Annotated in this window: 17 protein-coding genes and 2 pseudogenes; 4 read left to right on the plus strand and 15 right to left on the minus strand. The window is 52.5% G+C overall.

Going from position 1 to position 20,943, the window contains the following annotated elements; translation table 11 throughout:
• Window positions 1–104: 104 nt before the first annotated feature.
• Window positions 105–581, plus strand: coding sequence for an antitoxin Xre/MbcA/ParS toxin-binding domain-containing protein (locus ACM6I0_RS30220; RefSeq protein WP_414923985.1), 477 nt, complete (start codon window positions 105–107; stop codon window positions 579–581).
• Window positions 582–1,163: 582 nt separating this feature from the next.
• Here ACM6I0_RS30220 and ltrA read toward each other — a convergent pair.
• The 6 genes and pseudogenes from ltrA to ACM6I0_RS30250 form a co-directional block, all read right to left on the minus strand.
• Complete coding sequence (gene ltrA, locus ACM6I0_RS30225) at window positions 1,164–2,450, minus strand: group II intron reverse transcriptase/maturase (RefSeq protein WP_414923986.1); 1,287 nt, start codon at window positions 2,448–2,450, stop codon at window positions 1,164–1,166.
• Between the two features lie 1,514 nt (window positions 2,451–3,964).
• The gene (locus ACM6I0_RS30230; RefSeq protein ID WP_414923987.1) at window positions 3,965–4,864 is read right to left on the minus strand and encodes a DUF6602 domain-containing protein; all 900 of its coding nucleotides are present in this window, start codon (window positions 4,862–4,864) and stop codon (window positions 3,965–3,967) included.
• 651 nt (window positions 4,865–5,515) lie between these two features.
• Window positions 5,516–6,124 (minus strand): annotated as a pseudogene (locus tag ACM6I0_RS30235) (FAD-dependent monooxygenase); the annotation flags it as partial.
• A gap of 82 nt (window positions 6,125–6,206) precedes the next feature.
• Window positions 6,207–6,791 carry a DUF6088 family protein gene (locus ACM6I0_RS30240; protein ID WP_414923988.1) on the minus strand — a complete coding sequence of 195 codons (585 nt, stop codon included), beginning with the start codon at window positions 6,789–6,791 and terminating at the stop codon, window positions 6,207–6,209.
• A 110-nt stretch (window positions 6,792–6,901) separates the two neighbouring features.
• Entirely contained in the window at window positions 6,902–7,120 is a 219-nt protein-coding gene (locus ACM6I0_RS30245) for a BPSL0761 family protein (RefSeq protein ID WP_414923989.1), read from the minus strand.
• Between the two features lie 28 nt (window positions 7,121–7,148).
• Window positions 7,149–7,595: a hypothetical protein gene (locus ACM6I0_RS30250; protein WP_414923990.1), complete on the minus strand. Its 447-nt coding sequence runs from the start codon at window positions 7,593–7,595 to the stop codon at window positions 7,149–7,151.
• A gap of 116 nt (window positions 7,596–7,711) precedes the next feature.
• On the opposite strand from ACM6I0_RS30250, the gene ACM6I0_RS30255 reads away from it, so the two are divergent.
• The gene (locus tag ACM6I0_RS30255; protein ID WP_414923991.1) at window positions 7,712–8,008 is read left to right on the plus strand and encodes a helix-turn-helix domain-containing protein; all 297 of its coding nucleotides are present in this window, start codon (window positions 7,712–7,714) and stop codon (window positions 8,006–8,008) included.
• Window positions 8,009–8,630: 622 nt separating this feature from the next.
• Here ACM6I0_RS30255 and ACM6I0_RS30260 read toward each other — a convergent pair.
• The 4 genes from ACM6I0_RS30260 to ACM6I0_RS30275 are packed head-to-tail and all read right to left on the minus strand — an operon-like array spanning window position 8,631 to window position 13,923.
• Entirely contained in the window at window positions 8,631–9,074 is a 444-nt protein-coding gene (locus ACM6I0_RS30260) for a hypothetical protein (RefSeq protein WP_414923992.1), read from the minus strand.
• Entirely contained in the window at window positions 9,074–11,242 is a 2,169-nt protein-coding gene (locus tag ACM6I0_RS30265) for a hypothetical protein (protein WP_414923993.1), read from the minus strand. The genes ACM6I0_RS30260 and ACM6I0_RS30265 overlap by 1 nt, the downstream gene beginning before the upstream one ends.
• Window positions 11,235–12,704 (minus strand): tyrosine-type recombinase/integrase, encoded by a 1,470-nt coding sequence (locus ACM6I0_RS30270; protein WP_414923994.1) that lies wholly within the window; start codon window positions 12,702–12,704, stop codon window positions 11,235–11,237. Before ACM6I0_RS30270 ends, ACM6I0_RS30265 begins: the two co-directional genes overlap by 8 nt.
• Entirely contained in the window at window positions 12,697–13,923 is a 1,227-nt protein-coding gene (locus ACM6I0_RS30275; RefSeq protein WP_414923995.1) for a hypothetical protein, read from the minus strand. Before ACM6I0_RS30275 ends, ACM6I0_RS30270 begins: the two co-directional genes overlap by 8 nt.
• A gap of 445 nt (window positions 13,924–14,368) precedes the next feature.
• Between ACM6I0_RS30275 and ACM6I0_RS30280 the strand changes: the two are divergent.
• Window positions 14,369–14,572 (plus strand): annotated as a pseudogene (locus tag ACM6I0_RS30280) (YebG family protein); the annotation flags it as partial.
• 167 nt (window positions 14,573–14,739) lie between these two features.
• Here ACM6I0_RS30280 and ACM6I0_RS30285 read toward each other — a convergent pair.
• The 4 genes from ACM6I0_RS30285 to ACM6I0_RS30300 all read right to left on the minus strand — a co-directional run bounded on the left by ACM6I0_RS30285 (window position 14,740) and on the right by ACM6I0_RS30300 (window position 19,073).
• Window positions 14,740–15,849 (minus strand): dihydrolipoamide acetyltransferase family protein, encoded by a 1,110-nt coding sequence (locus ACM6I0_RS30285; protein ID WP_414923996.1) that lies wholly within the window; start codon window positions 15,847–15,849, stop codon window positions 14,740–14,742.
• A 27-nt stretch (window positions 15,850–15,876) separates the two neighbouring features.
• Window positions 15,877–16,866 carry an alpha-ketoacid dehydrogenase subunit beta gene (locus ACM6I0_RS30290; RefSeq protein WP_414923997.1) on the minus strand — a complete coding sequence of 330 codons (990 nt, stop codon included), beginning with the start codon at window positions 16,864–16,866 and terminating at the stop codon, window positions 15,877–15,879.
• Window positions 16,859–17,953, minus strand: a complete 1,095-nt coding sequence (gene pdhA, locus ACM6I0_RS30295) for a pyruvate dehydrogenase (acetyl-transferring) E1 component subunit alpha (protein WP_414923998.1) — start codon at window positions 17,951–17,953, stop codon at window positions 16,859–16,861. The genes ACM6I0_RS30290 and pdhA overlap by 8 nt, the downstream gene beginning before the upstream one ends.
• Window positions 17,954–18,053: 100 nt before the next feature.
• Window positions 18,054–19,073 carry a Glu/Leu/Phe/Val dehydrogenase family protein gene (locus tag ACM6I0_RS30300; RefSeq protein ID WP_285430919.1) on the minus strand — a complete coding sequence of 340 codons (1,020 nt, stop codon included), beginning with the start codon at window positions 19,071–19,073 and terminating at the stop codon, window positions 18,054–18,056.
• Between the two features lie 185 nt (window positions 19,074–19,258).
• On the opposite strand from ACM6I0_RS30300, the gene ACM6I0_RS30305 reads away from it, so the two are divergent.
• The gene (locus ACM6I0_RS30305; protein ID WP_414923999.1) at window positions 19,259–20,062 is read left to right on the plus strand and encodes a SirB1 family protein; all 804 of its coding nucleotides are present in this window, start codon (window positions 19,259–19,261) and stop codon (window positions 20,060–20,062) included.
• A gap of 244 nt (window positions 20,063–20,306) precedes the next feature.
• Here ACM6I0_RS30305 and maiA read toward each other — a convergent pair whose 3' ends face one another.
• The gene (gene maiA / locus ACM6I0_RS30310; RefSeq protein ID WP_414924000.1) at window positions 20,307–20,942 is read right to left on the minus strand and encodes a maleylacetoacetate isomerase; all 636 of its coding nucleotides are present in this window, start codon (window positions 20,940–20,942) and stop codon (window positions 20,307–20,309) included.
• Between the last annotated feature and the right edge of the window lies 1 nt (window position 20,943).

A 20,943-nucleotide genomic window follows, 5' to 3' on the forward strand; every position in this document is an offset into this window, starting at 1 on the left:
ATTTCTGCCTGTCGCGAAGGGCTGAAATCGCGTTCAATGGCCGTTCCAGTTAGAGAGGGGATCCCATGTTCCATTGCATGGGAAATCATTGGGAGCAAGTGTTAATGAGCACTTCACCTGTGACACGACGTCCGGCTAAAAAGAAAGAGGCGACGCGAGATGAGGGGATCGTGGCCTTTTGGCGCTTCAGTTCCCATCAAAAATTACTGACGGACTCGGAGAGGCTGCGGCAAATCAGGGTAGGGTATCCCGCTGCCCTTATCCAGGTACTTCGTTTGGCCTTCGACCTGCAAGACCGCCAGCTGGAAACGCTGCTTAATGCCTCCATGTCGACGCTTGAACGACTGCTACGAGCGCACAAGAACCTTGACCCTGTAGCCTCCGAGCGTTTGGACAGAATTGCTACGGTCAGTCACTTGGCCGAGGCGATATTTGAGACACCAGTGTCCGCCACCCAGTGGCTGTCGGCGCCGAACAAAGCGCTCGGTGGGACGGCACCGATCATCCTCTGCGATACCGAGATAGGGGCCAAACAAGTTCGCCGTGTCCTTCAGGCCCTTGAGTGGGGTGGTGCAACCTGATGGACGGCGTGGCAACTAGCCAGGGCGAAATGTGCAACCGTTCTTCGGGGATGCATCCTGGGGAATCCGACGGGTCGGTATTGCTATGGTCGACCAGCCAATGCCAGTCGAGTGTTGAGAGAAAAACGAATGTTTCATCGAGGCCCGCTTACGCGGCGCCAGTTAAATGACTGGTTAGGTGCTGATTTTCGGCTTTTACCTTTAGGGGGACGCTGGAGCGTGTTTGCCTAACGGTTACGATTATGGATGCGATTCGTTGCATACATTTGAGGGTGCATGGCGCTACGCTCTAGAACACCATACAAAGGGTGCCTCAGTTATGTTTACAACCATCAGCTGTAGCCAAGCTCGCCGGCGACTCCGACGCCTTATTGCGCTGGTTGCCCAGGGTCACAGTTTCGTCATAACCAAGAAAGGGCGAGCAATTTGCCGGTTGGAGGGGGCCGGTGCGATTCAGCTTGATCCTGACACCTCCTACAAAGCCTCACTGTGATGCCTACTAGACGTGCCTACGCAACTTGGAAGGTCGCGGTAGGGACGGCAGTTACCTGCCGCCCCCCGCACAGATCCGTACGTGCGGAACTACCGCATACGGCTCCTGCCTCGGGTGTGTGACGCGAAGCGATCCTCAGGGTAAGGATGTGCATTTCTGGGTCTAGGTATGTAGAGGTCAGCAAGGCGTCCGTAGCGTGACCATTGAAGCCGATTACGCTGGCTGCGACGTTTGAGGGCTTGCCGCCATAGGCGACATACCGCCGAACGAAAGCCACCAAGACGTATCAGGTTTCCCGGCACCGCGTGGTAATTGAAGTAGCCCCTGACCACCCGAGTAAGCCATTGCCCTTGAGCCCGGATGGGCTCATGACGTCGGCGCTTCAGCTCATCCCGAATAGCCAGCAGCGTCGCACGCATTCGCTTCTTGACCGTCAGTCGCAGTATTTGAAAGCCACCGCTTCTGTTGGTACTACAACAGTGCGTGAAGCCCAGGAAGTCAAACGTCTCCGGTTTACCTAACCCTCGCTTCCTACGATTTCTCGCAGCAAAACGACCAAATTCAATCAGCCGTGTCTTCGAGGCATTGAGGGATAAACCGAACCTGGCCAAGCGTTCCTGCAACTGCACCAGAAACTGCTGAGCCTGCCATTGCGTCCTGCAACCCACCACGCTGTCGTCCGCGTAGCGCACAACAATCACATCGCCATGGGCATGCCGCTGGCGCCATTGCCTTGCCCATAGATCCAGCACGTAGTGAAGATAGATATTCGCCAGCAACGGCGATATCACTGCGCCTTGGGGCGTCCCCTTGGTCGCAGCCACCCTACGGCCATCCTCCAAAACTCCCGCCTTAAGCCATTTGCAGATAAGTCCGAGCATGCGTCGGTCTGCAATCCGGTGTCCTAGAAACATCAGCATCCATTCATGGTCGATCTCATCAAAGAACGACGTGATATCCGCATCCAATATCCAGTTCACCTTCTGGCCCTTGAGCGCGACCGTCAACGCATCCAGCGCATCGTGCTGGTTACGTCCCGGCCGAAACCCATACGAGAATCCTAGAAAGTCTTCTTCATAGATCGCATTCAAAACGGTAACGACCGCCTGCTGTACGATCTTGTCCTCAAGAGAGGCAATGCCCAGCGGACGCTGCCTGCCGTCGGCTTTGGGAATATAGACCCGCCGCGACGGCGTTGCCCGATAGGCTCCACTGTGGAGCCTTGCGTGCAAATCGGTCACCCGCTGGAGAAGACCTTCCTCATATTCTCGCCACGACATGCCGTCCACTCCCACCGCAGCATCGCGGCGAAGGGCATAGAAGCTCTGCGCCAATAACTGCGGTGTGATGTGATGCAGCAGTGCTGTGAACTGCATCCCCTTGTTCCTTCGAGCTGCTTCACGTACACCTTTAAGTCCCATCGACGCGCTACTGATCCGGCTCAGTGTCCGGGGCGCGGGAGGCCTGTTGGTGTTTCCCTTGACTACGTCCCTTTCCTCCACTATCTCCGCCGGGCCAGGCCCTTTGTTCGATGGCTTCTCAGGTACTACGGACGTATCCGACTTCTCAGCGACGTGAATAGCAGGGTTACGGCTTTTGACCTTTCCTGCTCCGCCCGGTGCTTGCGCACCGGGCGCCGCTGAGATCTCCCAGTTTCCGTACGAAGGACTTCCCGACGTGCACAGGGTCTCCGACCGCGCGGGATCAGAGCATGACTGGCGTATAACGCCATGCTCCGTATTGCCTTCTGCTTCGCTTAACAGCATCGGCATCCCGAATTCCTGATTACGCGGCTCAATGGCTGGCCCATCGGTTTCCCCTGTCAACGCTTCACCCTGCACCTCACGGCGCAACATGCATGACTCGGGGTCTGGTTGATTCGCCATTTCTTACCAGTATCGAACTTTCATCGACTATCCTCCGCCAGCTTTAACTGGCGCACTAAGCGTCCGTCCAGCTCACCTTGCACAATTCAAGGTGAATACCCACATGCGCCGTAAGCCCAACCCTCCCTAGTCAACCTAGAGCTGTTTATCTTATTCGCTCAGAGCAGATGAGATTGAAGCCGATTTCTGCATGTCGCCACCATCTCTTTGGGTCGACTTCGACTACTCGTGATACCGGGAAACCAAATGACGACGCGAACCATCGCGCTGGTTGATGCGTCGCATTGTTGCTCCACTTTGCCCTTAAATATGAGTTCTAAGGGAAAGGAATCCTTCCTCTAAATGCATAAATCACCCGCAACGACAAAGTTTCTTTACTTAATCCTAAAGCTTTACGCGCGGCGTAAGCTGCACACCTAGGTACAACTGGGTTCGACCCCATCAATTCAACGGTGGGGTGGCACCAGTTCGGGCCGAAGAAAAAATTTAACGTCGTGTCCGGGATTAGTTGGCCACTACACCATGTCTTGGCTTTGCTGGGTCGGGTAGATGACTTGGCCGGACGCATACTGAAATCGGCCAGAAGCTGCCTGTCAACAAAGGCCAATTTATGCCTGTAGCCACCGTCGGCGTTGGGTCGGTAGTAATCGGTCGTGGGGGCGTAGTGCAGCTAATGGGTCAGGCGACCCGGTTGCGTGAGATTTTGATCACTCCAGGTCCGCAATCCGGCCAGCATTTGGCTGCGCGTGAAAGTTCAGCGCAGCGGGTGTATGCCGAGCCGGTGATCGCGCCCTTGGCTCTTGGCTGTACTGAACCGCATCGAATGTACCGCACTGGCTCGGCAATCGGCGCGAGGTGTCCGTGGAAGCGGCTCGATGTGCGTCTGGAGTGGTTGCAAGAAGTATTCAAGACCTTCGTACAGTACCTAGGTGTCTTTTTGCACTCAGGTGGCCCGCTGCTTGAAAGCCACTCTGCGTCTGGACTCGACGCTTAAGATAACATTGTTACAAATCACCCGAGCAGAGGTCGAAGTGATGGCTCCAGATGCCTACGCTGCCTATTCCGGCATGAATCCCTTCAGACTCTGCGGGCCTTTTCGAATGTGAATACCCGACCTGATTGTATAAGTAGGCAGAGAAAAACTGCAACGGATACTCTTCACTTCCTTTAACAGCAGTCATTTCATTATAAAATGTCTCATGCTCAATTGGATATTGCTTGCCCGATTCAAACATATCAATTTCAAAAAAGAATGTTATAAACTTTGAAAGCACACAAATTGAAATCGGAAGTTGTCGCAGATGATTAATGCCCAGCTGTGCCTGCAGGCTGCCACTGTCCAGCGCTTCGTAGATTTTTCGAGTTTCAAACGTAGAGTCGAATGCTAGGATGCTTGAAAAGTATCCCTCCGTTTTCCTGGACTCACATGCATCAGCGCAGTGTTTTATGTTTTCCAATGCATCTACGAGGGTACCCGCCCATCGATAAGCAGTGGTATAGCCTCCCCCCAACGGATAGGCTTCGCTGGTCTCTATCGAGCCCTCTGGATTCCGGTTCTTATAAAATGTAAGTGAGGATTTTACCTCGACACATCCCCTCAGAGATTCTGGCCTGATGACTGAAAACCCATCAACCTCCAAAAGCGGAACATATTGGTCGGTATCACAAATAAGTATGTCTACTTGCCGACTCTGGCCCTCTATCAGATCCGCATGATTTTTATTGACTGATACGAATCCCGATGTAACTTTTAATGAGCTCGGCATGAATCTCTTTATATAATCCCTGAGAACGCCTTCTCTGTAAGCACCTATAGTAGGACCGTGGTTGGTAAATAGTGATATTTTCTCGGCTTCCAAGAACAATCTTTGCTGTTCAAGCTTATAGAATTTGCTAGCGCTCATACCCAACCCACATTTCAGCTTCAAAAATTGCGAAAACGCGAGATCCAACATGCATTTTCGCGATAGCCTCTGACGCTAGCAAAGTGCCACATCTAATTCCAGCGTCTTGTTCTGTCAATGGCATTGCCATACTGAGCGACTGTGCCAATCATCCTGGCGGCACCCTTACAGCGCAGAACAAACCCACCAATTGCAACTCGATGCGTTGTCGCGTCAGAGTGGAGGTTAATGAGGACAAGGCTCAATCCGATCCAACGAACAACGACTGACTTATTAGTGACCGTAAGGGTCCGTTTTGGGTCGTTTTCTGCCTCTCGCGACGGACTGAAATTGCCAAAAGCAGCCCTTCCCTCGAGTGAGTTGCGGCTGCTGATCTTGGCAATATTTCTTACTGCTGTTTTTCGGTCAAGCGATGGCGGCATCCCGAGTTCGCAAAGTACACACCCGGTGTCATTCAGATCGCTGCGGTTAGCAACGACCTTCAGACATACGCAAAGAAAAAGGCGACTGCTCTCTCGTGGAGAGCACGCCGACAGCAAGAAGCTTGGGTAAAGCCTCCCAATCAGACAAGGCCACTAACGCCGTGGAACGCCTAGCCTCTGCCTGCTGTAAAAAACACCCTTGGCATCATTGCCAAGGGAGTTGGAATCACTATTCAATCGGTTCGTAACGGAGACCAACATAGTTTTCCGCAATGATTTTACGGCCGGCTTCGGAGCCGACGAAGTATTCGAGTTCGGTCTGCTGCATGCGCTGGCTGAAGGCGTCCGTCCCAGGAAATTTGTGCAACATTGAGGTCATCCACCAGGAAAACCGCTCGGCTATCCATACGCGCTTGAGGCAGACCTGAGAGTAACGCTCGAGCAAGTCGCCTCGACCTTGCCGGTATACCTTGAGAAGAATCTAGTAGAGGGTACTGACGTCACTGCCCGCCAGGTTCAATCCCTTGGCACCTGTTGGAGGAACGATATGAGCGGCGTCACCTACGAGATACAGGTGCCCATATTGCATGGGCTCAACAACGAAGCTTCGCAGCGGCGCGATGCTTTTTTCAATCGATGGACCAGTGATCAGTCGCGCAGCCGTTTCTTCAGCAAGGCGAGATTTCAGTTCATCCCAAAAACGCTGATCGGACCAATCTTCTACCTTCTCGTCAGCCCCTACTTGCACGTAATATCGGGTACGAGTATGTGAGCGCATTCTGCACAATGCGAAACCCCATTCGTGGTTTGCGTACATCAACTCTTCGTTGACGGGTGGAGGAACTTGTGTTCCAGGCATGTGGGTGCTACCAACACCCATCAAAATCTGCGATGCCTGAGCAGCAGCTAGTTGATGTTGGTTAGCGACTTTGTAGAACTGCGACTTTCATCCATTTAGGCATTTGGCAGGACTGTAGGGCGTCGAACTCTACCGGGCTTAGCTTGCTTCTGATTTTTGCTACAGCATTGCTGTCGACACCTGCCTTCCCAAGGTAGAAAAGGGCGACGAGTGCCAATCCAACCTTCGTGCCAGCGTATTGAAGCTTCACTTGCGAAACATGTTGGAGGCGAAGAGTTTTTCGGCCGAACCGCAGCTCACGACTGGAGCCGCCTGTGTAAAAAGTCGAAGCGACCTGCATCTGGGTACTGAGATTAAATTGCCTGACCGCCTCAGCACCGTGAATCTGAGTAGTTTCGCGATTTCGCCTGGCAATCACCCTCAGAATGCTAGAGGTGCTTCGCCGCACGTTCCCCGCATAGGGGCTGATTTTTGGACGCATATAGATACCACGGGCGAGCCGCTCAAGCACACCAGCTTCCACTAGCCTTGACATTGCCCTATTTACCGCAATGCGAGAGCCAAACTCCCTGAAATCTCCGGTACAGAAGGGGTGGGCTTTAGGCATGTGTTTGATACGACCTGAAATTCTGGCTGATACCGACATACGCCCTCCCCCCTGCCATAAACACTATTAGCCGTACAGAATCGTCGGCAATCTTCGACTTGTATGCAATTGGCACAAATGCCTCACCTCAATTGCCGATCTCGCATGTCTCATTCGTCGAAAACTGGGGAAAATACCGGGCCTACGCCCAATGGGTGTGCGGCCTCAAGTTTTCCAGCCAGCACCAACTCAGTTTTTCTCGGGAAATGGCGTAGCAACCGAAATGCTTCACATCGAATTGATTCCGGCAGAGCTTCGTCCCGCCTTAGAAGCTCCAAAAACTCTCTGGCTTGTACAACAGCTCTAGTGCGTTCGCTGGGAAGCGTCATACAGCTAGTCTCCAATGCAGTCTAATAGTCAGTTCCGCAAATGTTTTGCCGCTGAAAAGATGAGCTGACTGCTCATAAGGTCCGCCCTCCCAGAGTTGGGGTGAGTTGAGTAACAATGGTTGCCTTCCACTTTAAAAATATGCCCAAGGCTACCGTCCCGCTGATCACGCTCCAGACTCACCTCAAGAAGCGGCTCCATGATCCAGCGACCTCGCCCGTTGAAGTGGTCGGGGGTAACAAGCTGGGCTTGCTCCAGCCACATATGCTCGTTTTGTGAATCGAGAAGCTCCTTCAACTCAGATACGTTTGAAATCATGAGCATGCTTCGAAAGCTCTCTCCGGGATGTTCACGGACAATCTGAAGGTAGAACCAAGGCCACATTATCTCCTGCTCAACGTACGACCAATGCCAGGTGCCTCGATTTCTGGGAGGGGTACCACAGGAAATGGCTGCTTGCTGGTAGGTCGTGAACATGATGTCCCCCGTCCGTCAATTTGATCTTCTAAGAAAGAAGCGCGCAATGAACAATATATTTTGTAGCCATATATTGTTCAATACCGCTTCATCTTTTCATTTTGTGGAACCACAAAGTGGAAGTCAGAGAAGCGTTTGGAAAGGCATTAAGGTTGGTGCGCCTACAAAAGGGGCAGACACAGGAGGATTTCTCTATTGTCAGCAGCCGAACATTCGTTAGCATGCTAGAGCGCGCCATTACCAGCCCGACGCTGGATAAATTGGACGACCTCTGCTCGGTTTTAGGTGTTCACCCCGTATCGCTCCTTGCCGTGGCGTACGTTTACAAGGACGGGGGTAGCAATGCTGACGAGCTCTTAGCGAGCATTACGGATGAGGTGAAAATGCTCCTGACCGGAACCGACCTCCCCTAGAATGTTTTCCGACATACGGTGAGCGGTTTCTCCGCAGAAGGCATACGCAACCTGGCGCTTCTAGAGCTTCCCACTCAACCGGCAAGCAGAATATTCATCCCAACGGCGTACCATCCCGATCAGCTCATCGGCCTACCCACCGTCGACTCAGCTAGTGAGCTGTCGGCAACCACAGATAATAGAAACATCCAAGCTAAGGGCAATTCCACTGCGGCTATGAGACGCCTCTGTTTCATGACGCGGAGCACTCAATAAGTTGATGAAATGGTTTGAATCCCTCAATAACTGTTCGGCATCTGATAAGACCGGAAGACGACTCGCGTGCTAATCGCCGAATTGCCGCAATCTGTCTCCTCGCTGAGGCAATCTTTGAGAGTAGAGCTGGCGCCCCCGCGATGGATGCTTGGCCAAAATAAAGCCCTGGGTGGAGGTTCCCTGCTGTTGCTCTGCGGAACGAAGATCGGAGCCAAATAGGTTTCTGGAGTGGGATGGTGGTACCTGAGCTGACCCGGAAAATAGCGAAAGCCAAACAAGCAATAAGCTCGAAGCCGCAAGTCAACCTGTATGAAGATTGAGTTCCACAAAAGAGGGAGCGGTTCACTAATATTTTTGAACTACCTAGTTAATCATCGGCACTAGCGCTTTCTACATCAAGCAATTCTTCCAGCCCCAACATGCGAAAATCAACGCCATGCCTATACAGCAAAGAAAAGATTTCCACATGATGCTTTTTCAATCTGTGATACTTAGCCGTTATTAAATTCAACTGATTTGTGAGGGCCTCAATTCTTTTTAGTTCCTCCTTTCGGCTCTTTTTGCCGTCGGAAATTTTTCTTTGTGAAGAAAAACGCTCCAGTACGACATCCAATACCGCCTGTTTTTTTCGTATCGTTTCTCGAGACACCCCAATTCTATTGGCAAAAGCTAACTGGCTGTATTGAAATGGCTTCCCGGAACTGGCAGTGAGCTCAAACCAACTACAAAGCTCTTTCACTAGTAACTCCTCAAGTTTAGCGCCTCGCAACTGTTTCATTTCAATCTCACTTTTAACATTTGGCTTGGCCACTACCCCTGCTGATCCTTGTTCACATCGCGAGACAACGATATAAACTTACCTGTACTTTCAACCACTTTAATATAGTGCTCATATTGGGGCGAGACCTCACCTCCCATATGAATTATCTTATCAATCATCGCCAAAGCCTGTTTATGCAACTTAACAATCTCCGCAATTTGATTCTGATCCCCAGTATTGACCTGCAAATGATTACAAGGATTACCATCTACCCCTGAAGAAAAGCAAGACAAGTGGTGAATACAAGGAGTTAATGCAAGATTCAATGTACACCCACCATGCGGCATACTATTTATAACTAAAGTCGACGCTATTAAATATTCCTCCGCTAAAACGGAATCCTCAACACGCAATTTTGCGTATGTTTCGGCCGTCCGCCCAATTATAGATCCTTTTTTTATCCCATCACGCATATTGGCCAACTGTTGAGAACGCGCCATTGCGGGGGTATGATCATAAACTCTGGTTTGATCCAATTGCTTGCGACCGGCTAAAAGCCCCGCCTGTGCATCAGTAAGTCCTCCCCGCTTTAACACAGTTTGAAACCAATGCCTTATATCATGCCAAGTAAACTCCGCTATACCACCTGTCCTAGGATCTCTAATATCATACCTATGGAAGATAGAATCAGTATTCCCTACTTGAGCAGAGAGCCAACGTGTAAATACTTCATCTGAAATAAGCTGATAGCGATTCGATCTAGTCCTGAATGAATTAAGAAAATTTCTTGGGACTACGAACAGCGCATCCTCAGGTTCTAGAATAACTCTGCCATTACGCGTAACTACAACCGGCCTTATTTTTTCCGCATACTTCCTCTCCATTAACAAGTTATAATCTGGCATTGGATATACCTTGCGCTCCATCTGACAGATGAGCCCTGCATCCAGTATGTCTGAAATTTTATCTAAAGCATTAGAAGACTCAATTTCTAAACAGGTTCTCATTCGATCAAACCCAATTGCCAATGGGTTTTTTCTAGCAATAGTTCTCCAGCACTGATCATCAAAACTCAGAACACGCAAAACACCGGATGTATAAACTAAATACTCACCTCGTCTCGCAGCTTGCTGTTTACGCACTAACTGCCTCATACTTGAATCTGTAATATTTAAACTAGCGCACGCCAACCGATATGACCCATCAAATTTCCTTAAGGTTTCAATCGCATTTATAGTTCGAGATAGTGAATTACTCCATACGGCATCATCGTCTAGCAATCGATACGTCATCGTCCACTCAGATACGAATTTTTTAGTGAAGTAACGCAGAGCTAAATCATCATCTAATATTGCATACCAATCCTCTCTGCTTGATTGTTTTAGCCGTTTTACTAAAGCCCTTCCTTGCTCCGTTTGTGACTGAATGTAAGAGACCGCTTCCTTTACCGCAGGAGCCAAAACCTGGGGGAAGTGCCTAACACCTAGTACGCCGCCCTTTTCAGAAAAAACCTTAATCGCTGTGGATCCCGAAACCTCAATTAAGCATTCATTCGGCAATGTTGCCAGTTCATTTATACGACCTTGCATTACTGTATCTAGTACAAATGCGTTTAAGAAAAATCTATTTTTTTCATCCATGTCGGGAGCATTAGCAATTCTGAATAGCTGAGAAACCACCTCATCCGGCAACAACTTTTTCGCTCTCCCTTTATCGTTACCATTTCGGCCATGATCTGTTTTTTGTGAATTCGGGGCAACGTACTCTAAAGCAGGATTGAAATTCAAACATAACCATCCAGAGAAAACCTGGAGAGTTTTCAAATACATAAATCCGGAATTTGCATAATTTTTCAATTTTTTCTCAGTCGCATAAAAATCTTCAATCGTCAGCTCTGATAAAGACTTGCTGCCAACCTCAAGACTTAACTTGGATATGGCATATATGTATCCAATTGCTGTCTCTCCATAAATTTTTTTTGAAAACCTTTTTGACAGTACAAAAATTTTTGCACACAGCCTCAAACTCAGGTTTTCGATTAAATCAAAATGAAGTAGAAAAAATTTTAAATTGCCAGGTCTAGGCACCCATTCTATAACATCCCATTTATCGCTAAATAGTTCCTGCCCTAACGGTAGAACAGAATTGTATATTTCAAGGATCTCTAAAAGCTTTTTACTCACACCATTAGCCAGTAAAAATTTATTCAGATCAGTCATGTCGCGCATAGTCACTTGCCACCCTATGGATAACATCTGTTATTGCAACTTTTATACGTTCAAAGTCTTTTATCGCTTTGCTTCGCTCATGTAACCCTTCGGCCGCCTCCCATCTCGCTAACTCGTTTTCAATATAAGCCAACGACCGAGAATGATCCGCATCTTTCCAGGCTATAAAATATTTGCATCCGTTATAGCACTGAAAAAATGGATGCTTGTCACAGCGCCCATTAAACCCACAACTTCCTACAACAGCAGGTACATCCACTACTGGAATAAGAATTTTTTTATCAAGTAAATAGCCTTGTACACTACCCTTGAAAAACTCCTCATTCAAACCACTAAATATATATCCCGTTTTTCGATCGATTTTACCCAACAACGGAGCTAGCTCACTACCAATTACGTCAATGTAGACTTGCGAGGAACTCGGAGAATCATGCTCTAGAATATATTGTATTTCACGTAAAGGAGTTCCATGCATTGCCAGAGCAGTGGCTCCTGTATGTCGAACTCTGTATGGCGTTATTACCAAGTGCTTGCGAGTGCGTGGACTTACAATATTTCGACTGACAACCCATCGTTGTGTATACGCGCTTATATTATATTTCGGTCTACTTTTGTGCAATCCATCTCCTACGAACAAGGAATTGAATTGCTTCTGCGCACTCGACACCTCTAAGTAAGCGGAATAACCGATAATCTCAGACGCTAAGGAATTGGTAATGGGCCACAATTCTGGTTTACGACCTTGTTGTCGCTTAGCTTTCGGGATCCTCAAAAAATACTGCACATCACCATCATGAGCTTGAATCTTAACCAAAGCGTCGGCCGACATACCCGATATCTGAGTAGGCCTCTTCAAAGTCTCAAGACAAACCCATAAAAATACTCTAGTGAAATGCTCCCTCACCGTCTCGTTTTCCACTTCTTCATGTAAATTTCTGCGAAAAATTTCTTGCTCTGTCGTGGTCATTGCTCCTCTTTCTTCGTGCCAGGACAGTAAGTCTCTATAATGGCCATCATCAATATCCGCAATCCAACTGGAAATCTCCACCGCCACAAAATCATCTGCGCCGGCAATTGAATGATCACTACAAAATTTATAAAACTTTTTTATCTCTAGCCTCGCCACCCGCCTTCCTGCAATAGGCTCATAGTTCCACAACCTCATCCAATCAACTAACTTCATATTCGAAAAATCGAACCAACCCTTATTCCAAAGCAGACTTAAACGCCCTAGCATATTTTTTGCGGAGTCGATGCTATTCGGCCCAACACTGGACAATCGTTTCCTCAGATATTCTTTGGCAGATGTAATTACCACCGTAGGCAGTTCAAACTTCCCAAAATCTATATGATGCTTAAACTTCCAATCTGCCTCCCATTTCTCACCGTTTACCTTGACCGGCACGCGGGTTATCTTATTGACCTTACAAGAAAAATTCTGATCTTCATTCATCACCCACTCCATACACGTTGAATTGCTTGTTCATTTTTATTAATCCTGACCTCGCAATATCTCTAATTGAGCGCCGCACATACCGCTTGAGTGACTCTTCTGACTTCCACCCTCCCCAATAAATTAAATGATCGATTAGAATAGAGTTATCAGAATAAAGTGATGCTTCCGCATAACGCCGATTGAAAAAGGAATGTCGGGCTAAGTGCCAATTAAAATCCTGTCTGCTTTTCCGTCGCGCTTCATTCGAAATTTTTTGCGCGGCTGAGCACGACAAAGACCTGCCAGTTCCGTCATGCACTACAAATAAGAAATCATGACCTAAAAATGTCGACGCCACTCTACTGCCATTCTTAATAATGTAGCGTGTACGTTTCGTACTTATATAGAACTCGATCAATTCAGGAAGCAAGGTTTCGGGATCCAGAAAACCAAGTTCGCGCGACAATGTCTTGACCTTAGGTTGGTACGGACTTCGGAAGTCAATCTCATCTTCTTTTCGCTCATCTAACCTAACAATGCTTATGAAATTTGGAATAGATATCAAATTAACATCAATCGTCCGTAAAGATAGAATCTCTCCTATTCTCAAGCCAAACTCCCAGGCTAATCTCCACATAATATAATTCCTTAGCCTGGTTGGATTTGCCTTCGTTATTGGTAGATCGATTGGCTTGAAGTAACTTTCGATTTCCTGGTAAAAGTCTTCCGTCATATCTTCCGCAATTACGTCGAGCACAACCGTTAGCTCAATCTCGCTCCAAGCTTCTCTATGCGCTTTCACCACGTTATAGATTGTTATATTAAGAGCTTCGCCATCGACTTTTTTCACATGACGTTTAACAAACCAAATAACAAAACGCTTACAATCGCTTATGATATGCGCCTTATATCCATCTGAAACTTTATTACCTTTGTGGCATCGAGCATCAAGCCAGCTGGAAAACCTCTGAATGTCAGGTAATTGAAGACCCATACCTGAAAATAAACTTTTCTCCAGGTCAAACCCATCGAAATCGGCCCAGGTATATAGAAAAAGAACATGCTGGAGAACTGTTCTTGTCGTGCCTTTTTTCGGCTTTCTTCTAGAGTGTAAATGTGCCTCATAAAGTGACGCACTTATAGGAAAAACGCACCCTCTTTTACAAAGAATGATGTGCCTGGCGACACCTTCACAATCAAAGCACTCGATTTTATATGTCAAGCTAACTCGCTTCATAATAATCGCCCCTTCAACAATGAGATCATTTTGAAGCGGGCAACAACGAAGCAAAAAATATTGACTATTTCAAAATATAAAAGTCTGCTAACCGCATAAAAAATTCGATGCGAATCAATCGGAATATAGTTACTAGTTAAATTATGATATTTATGATCAATTTTTTTTGAGAGCAAATAATTATAAATAATTATCGAATAGAGCAGATAAGAGAAGAGAGGTGGAGAGGAGAGAGGGAGTTGTAAACGCTCAAAGTCAACCATAGCTGTGCCTCCGACCAGTAACGTCGTGAACACCAGCTATGACCACTCCAAAACTTTGGTCGTTGAGTCATTAACCGTGGTAAGTGGGGCTGCGTTGGCCCATAAAAATCCTAGCAAATCTTTTTCAGATCGACAACATACTCGTTCCACTCGCAACTAGGCAGTTCCTATGGAACTAAATCATGGATAAAGCCGAAGCTGACCGTCATGACAAAATGCTCGAACTGGCCGAATTGCTGGCTGAAGTGTTGCAAAAAGCCGTTCCGTCCCTGAGCGAGCAGCAAGTGGAAGAAGCCGGCATCTACATGGCGAAGAATCGCGATGTGTTTGCCAAAGCGTTCAAGAGCCAGCCGGACGCCCTGTCCGAACTGCTGAACGCACCGGCTGAAGTGGTTGAAAAGGCTGCACCGGTTGAAGCGCCTGCACCGGTTGAAGCAGAGGAAGCTGCCCCCGCCAAGCCCGCCAAAGCGGCCAAGGCAACGAAGTAAGCAACGCCCAAATTGAATAGGCCCTGAGTCAAATGGCTCAGGGCCTTTTTCATGCCCGGGAAAAATCAGGCGTCGGGTTGCTCCAGGGCATCGACCAGCGCCTTGAAGAATCGCGCCGCCTCCCCGCCGGTCACCACGCGATGATCGAAGGTCAGCGACAGCGGCAGCACCGGATGCACCACTACCGCGCCATCGACGGCAACCGGCTCGTCGCGAATCGCGCCAGCGGCGAGGATTGCCACTTGGGGCGGCACCACCACCGGGTTGGCGTAGCGGCCGAACAAAGTGCCGAAATTCGACAGGGTCAGAGTTGCGCCCATCATTTCCTTAGGCGGAATAGAGCGTGCCTGCACGTCGGCGCGCAAACGCATGACGCCTTCTTTCAAGTCCGCCGTCGAGCGCTGGCCGACATCGCGCAGCACCGGCACAAACAAACCGTCCGGGGTGTCGACGGCGATGCCCAGGTCGAGCCGTTCGTGTTGTTTTAGCGACAGGGTCTTGCCGTCGAACGCGCTGTTGAGCACCGGTTCCACCGCGCAAGCCGCCGCCATCGCCTTGGCCAGTCGAATCAGCGGCTCACGTGCCTGGCCCCAGCGATGCAGGTCGGCGTCACCGTAAAGGGTCACCGGCACCACTTCGGCGTGGGAGCGGGCCATGTTCAGCGCCATGCTGCGGCGTACGCCACGCAGTTTCTCGCCGCCGAACCGTTCACGATCATTCTGGGCAGCGCTTTCCACGTCACTGCGAATGATCAGTCCATCGTTGCCGGAACCTTTCAATCCGCTCAGTTCCACACCCAGTTGCCGGGCCAGTTGACGCACGGTCGGTGTGGCTCGAATCGCCAAGTGCTCGCGGGTGGAAGGTGCCGCTCCGATAAAAAAAGAATCCTCCTCACTGTTGCCGCCGCCCTCGAGCCGCCCGACCACGGTGCCCGCGTCCGCCTCGCCTTCGTACCCGAGCAGCGGTTCGCCGACGTGAATGATGTCGCCCTCGCCGCCATACAGTTTTGCCACCACGCCGTCATAGGGCGCGGGAATGTCCACAAGGGCCTTGGCGGTTTCCACCGACACCAGCAGTTGATCGGTCTTGACGGTGTCGCCAACGCTGACATGCCAGCGAACGATCTCCGCCTCCTGCAAGCCTTCACCCAGATCCGGCAGTTTGAAATATTTCATCGCAGCCTCCTTGGGTCGGGCGTCGCTTTAGAAGTGGTGCAACAGGACGTTGTCGCAGGCTAGAAGAATGTCGTCGACGTTGGGCATGTACAGCGATTCCAGCCGATACAGCGGCGGCGGAATGTCCGGCGCGGTGACGCGCTGGATCGGTGCCTGCAATTCCAGCAACGCTCGCTCATAAAGGCTCGCGGCGATTTCCGCGCCGACGCCACAGGAGCGCGGCGCCTCGTGGACGATCACGCAACGACCGGTCTTGCGCACCGAGGCTTCCAGGGTGTCGAGGTCCAGCGGTTTGATGCTGGCAACGTCAATCACTTCCGCCGAGACGCCGCGCTCGGCCAGCGCAATGGCGGCTTGCAGGGTTTCCATGACGCTGGCGCCCCAACTGACGAGTGTGATGTCGCTGCCTTCGCGCAGGGTGAAACAGCTGTCCAGCGGCAAGCGTTTGCCATCGTCCACCAGGGTTTGCGGGTTCATCCGATAGAGCCGGGTCGGCTCCAGAAACACCACCGGATCCGGGTTGTCGATGGCCGCCAGCAGCAAGCCATAGGCTCGGGCCGGGGACGAGGGGATGACCACCCGCAGCCCCGGAATGTGCGCGAACAGTGCTTCGGTGCTTTCGCTGTGATGCTCCGGCGCGCGAATCCCCGCGCCCATCGGCGTGCGCATGACCATCGGGCAAGTGATCCGCCCGCGCGTGCGATTGCGCATGCGGCTGGCGTGGGACACCAGATGCTCCATGGCGGCGTAGATGAAGCCCATGAACTGAATTTCCACCACTGGTTTCAGGCCTTGCGCCGCCATGCCGATCACCAGCCCACCGAGCATGGTTTCGGCCAGCGGTGAGTCGATCACCCGCTTGAAACCGAAGCTGTCGCGCAGCCCTTGGGTGGCGCGAAACACGCCGCCGTTGACCCCGACGTCCTCGCCCAGAACGATGACGTTGTCGTCTTCGCTCATGGCCCGATGCAGGGCGAGATTCACCGCTTCCAGCAGCGTGAACTTGCCGTTACTCATGGCCCGGACCTCCTGCCCGGCGCGCCGCCCGCTCCAGCAGCCAGTCACGCTGCTCGGCCAACGCATCAGGCCAGGTTGCATAGACGTGATCCAGTATCGATTCAGGGGCCTGAATACCCGCCGCTTCGAAGTTATCCACAGCGCGCTGCACCAGGTCCTGGCATTCGCTGATCAACGCCTGCTCCCGACCTTCATCCCACACGCCTTGCCCGACCATGAAACGCTGCAGGCGTTTGACCGGTTCTTCGAGCCAAGCGTGCCGGACTTCGTCCGCCGACCGGTAGCGCGTGGCGTCGTCAGCGGTGGTGTGATCGCCCAAGCGATAACTCAAGCATTCGAGCAACACCGGGCCTTTGCCATGGCGCGCGCGTTCGAGGGCCGCTTGCACCCGGTCGTAAACGGCGAGCAGGTCGTTGCCGTCGACCTGTTCACCGTGGAACCCGGCACCGATGGCTTTCTGCGCCAGAGTCGGAGCGCCGCACTGAATTCGTCGCGGGACCGAGATCGCCCATTGGTTGTTGTTGACCACGAACACCACGGGCAACTGCCAGGCGCCAGCGACATTGAGGGCTTCGAGGAAATCGCCTTTGCTGGTCGCGCCGTCCCCGCACGTGGTGACCGCGACCCGATGCTCGCCACGGATCTTGAAGGCGCTGGCGACGCCGCAGGCATGCAACGCTTGCGTGGCGATGGGCACGCAAATCGGAAAGTCCTCGGCCACCGCCGGTTCGGCAAAATCGCTGCCGCGCTCATCGCCGCCCCAGTACAACAGGATTTCTTCCATGCGCACCCCGCGCATCAATTGCACCGCGGTGTCGCGGTAATACGGCACCAGCACGTCTTCGGCGTGCATCACACTGCCAATCGCCACGCCGATGGCTTCCTGGCCCAAGGTGGGCGCATAGGTGCCGATGCGCCCGGTGCGTTGCAGGGCGACGGCTTTCTGATCGAAGAGGCGGGTCAGGACCATTTGCCGATAGAGGCGCGTCAGCAAATTGAAGTCGTCGGCCCAGGCTGGAAGTTCGCCGAGCAACTGACCGTCAGGGGATAAAAACCGGGTGTAGGGCAGCTCAACCTTGTGAAACATCACAGGGCTCCTGGCACGCGGGGTCGGCGTGCGGTTAACCGGCCCGACACTTGTGACGCCGGGCCTGTGGAGCAAGTTTGCCGGGTAGGCCCTTACTCCTTCATCGGTACAGCACTTTCTCCGCCAACTCGTCCGCCACCCGCGCCGGCGAACGTTTTTCCGCCTGGGCATGGGCAAAGACTTCGGTCAGCCTCGAGGCGATTTTCGACAGGTGTGCAGTAATGGTCGTGAGCTCTTCACCCCGGTGTTTGAGTGATACGTAGATCAGCCCGCCGGAATTGATCACGTAATCGGGGGCATACAAAATGCCCCGCCGCTCCAGTTGATCGGCGACCTCCAGGTGAGTCAGCTGATTGTTTGCCGAACCGGCCACCGCCGAGCAGCGCAGTTGCGTCACGCTGTGACTGTTGAGCACGCCGCCCAAGCCGCAGGGCGCAAGAATGTCGCAAGGAGTGCTGAGAAGCGCTTCGTTGGCGATCGGGTGCGCACCCAATTGTTCCATCGCCAGTTGCACCTTGCCGTGATCGATGTCGCTGACCAACAGTTCGGCGCCGGCGGCGTGCAGTTGTTCCGCCAAGGCATAACCGACGTTGCCCAAGCCCTGGATGGCCACGCGCAGGCCTTCTAGGTTGTCGCTGCCCAGGCGGGCCATCGCGGTGGCACGAATACCGGTGAATACGCCCATGGCAGCGTGAGGCGCAGGGTCACCCGCCGAGGTGGTGCTGGTGACGTGCTGGGTCTGTTGAGCGATGCAATCCATGTCCGCCACCGAGGTGCCGCTGTCGATGGCGGTGATGTAGCGACCATCGAGTTCATTGACGCAGCGTCCAAACGCTTCGAACAACGCGGCGCGGCTTTCCACATGGGCGGGGCGAATGATGACGGCAACCCCGCCGCCCTGTGCCAGGCCGGCAAGCGCAGCCTTGTAACTCATGCCTTGGGCGAGGCGAATGGCATCCTCGACCGCTGACTCGTCGCTGGGATAGGCAAGGTAACGACATCCGCCCAGGGCTGGCCCCAGACGTCTGTTATGAATGGCAATGACCGCCTTCAACCCGGTCACCGGGTCGACGCTCAGATGCAGCGATTCAAGGCGAGTGCTTTGCATGAGAGCGAACATCGTAAGGCTCCCGAATCACTTCTTGTAGTCGCCCCAGTATAGGCTTGCGCCCAAAAATTGCAGAAGCGCACAGGAATAAGCAGCGCTGCGATGCAGGCTTTCGGACATAACCTCAAGCTGCCCGTGTACAGCACTGGACGAATGCTGGAGACGGGGCTAAAACGAGGCATTGCCCGGAGATTTCCATGACGCCCCGCCAATATTTCTTTGCCTGCCTGCAACGATCACCGCCCGCGCTGTTCGAGGCAGCGCTGTGGATGGCGGCCGAGCACGATAAGGCGCTGAACCCGGAAACGGTCCTGGCAGACTTCAACGATCTGCAACAGCGGGTCAGCTATGGCTTGCCGATGTTACCCGTGAGCGAACTGGCCCAACCGCTATTGCGGAGGATGAATGACCTGGGGTTCGCCCAGGACGACTTCACGCCGCTGCGCCCACAAGTGGCGTTGATCCATAAGGTGCTGGAACTGCGGCGCGGCCAGCCGTTGTCACTGGGACTGATTGCCCTGGAGTTGGCCAGGCGCCTGGAGATCCCTTTGGTCGGGGTCAATTTCCCCGGGCATTTCCTGCTGCGGGTACCGGGCGCCGATCACTTGCTGGACCCGTGTGGCGGGCGTCGGTTATACCCCAACGATTGCCGTGAACTGCTGCATCGCCAGTACGGCCCGAACATGCAACTCGGCGCCGACCACTTGCTGACTGCCGACCCGGTGCAAATGCTGCAGCGCCTGTCGCGCAACTTGCGCCAGTTGCACCTCTCACACGATGACTACATCGGCGCCTTGATCGACGCCGAACGCGTGCTCGAACTGGGCAACGCCAACGCCTCCGATTACCTGGCGCGCGCCAGCCTCTACCAACGGCTGGACTGCCCGAACGCCGAGCGCTTTGACCTGGAGCATGCGTTGCTGCTCAGTGATGACCCGATCCAGCGGATTCGCCTGACTGAACGGCTGGGGCATCTACCGCCCAATGCAATCGTCCATTGATCGCAGATCCATTGTGGGAGCGGGCTTGCCCGCGATGGCGTTAGTAAATCCAACATCAATGTGTGAGTCAGACCGCTATCGCGAGCAAGCTCGCTCCCACATCGTAATGCTGTTCACTTAAGAACGTTTTGGGGTTGCGGGTTGCGGGTTGGGTACATATCCGTTGCTGCGGTAACGGATATGCCCCCCAACCCAAACCCAAAAACGGTCTTAAGTGAACAGCATTAGCTCCCACATCGGGGCTTTAAGGGGTATCTGGCTGGTTGGCCGGGTGAGCTTTTATGAACGCCGGATGCGTCGTCGCCAGCGCCGCCACTCGGCGAATCCGTGGGTACGCTTCAAGTGAAATATTGAAGCGCTCGGCCGCATACAGTTGCGGGATCAGGTAGACGTCCGCCAGTCCCGGATGATCGCCAAGGCAAAAACCCGCTTCCCCAATCAACTGTTCCACCGCCGCCAGCCCCTGACTGATCCAGTGGCCGATCCACTCCACCACCTGCGGCTCATCGTGTCCCAATTGCCGAAGCTTGTTGAGCACGCTGACGTTGTGCAGCGGATGCACGTCGCAACCGATCAACGCCGCCACACCGCGCTCATGAGCGCGGGCAGCGAGGTCTTTGGACAGCAACGGCACCTGTGGATAACGCTCCTCCAGGTATTCGATGATGGCCGGTGACTGGATCAGCAGTTCGCCCTCATCCGTGCGCAAGGCCGGCACGCGGCCTTGCGGGTTGATGGCCAGGTACGGCGGCTGACGATGCTCGCCGCCGGGCGGCGCGATCAGGTTGATCGGCAGCGCCTGATAGTCCAGGCCCTTGAGCGCCAACGCGATGCGCACCCGGTAAGACGAGGTCGAACGGTAGTAGGTATAGAGTTCCATG

The organism is Pseudomonas sp. IT-P294 (assembly GCF_949767865.1).
Taxonomy (GTDB): domain Bacteria; phylum Pseudomonadota; class Gammaproteobacteria; order Pseudomonadales; family Pseudomonadaceae; genus Aquipseudomonas.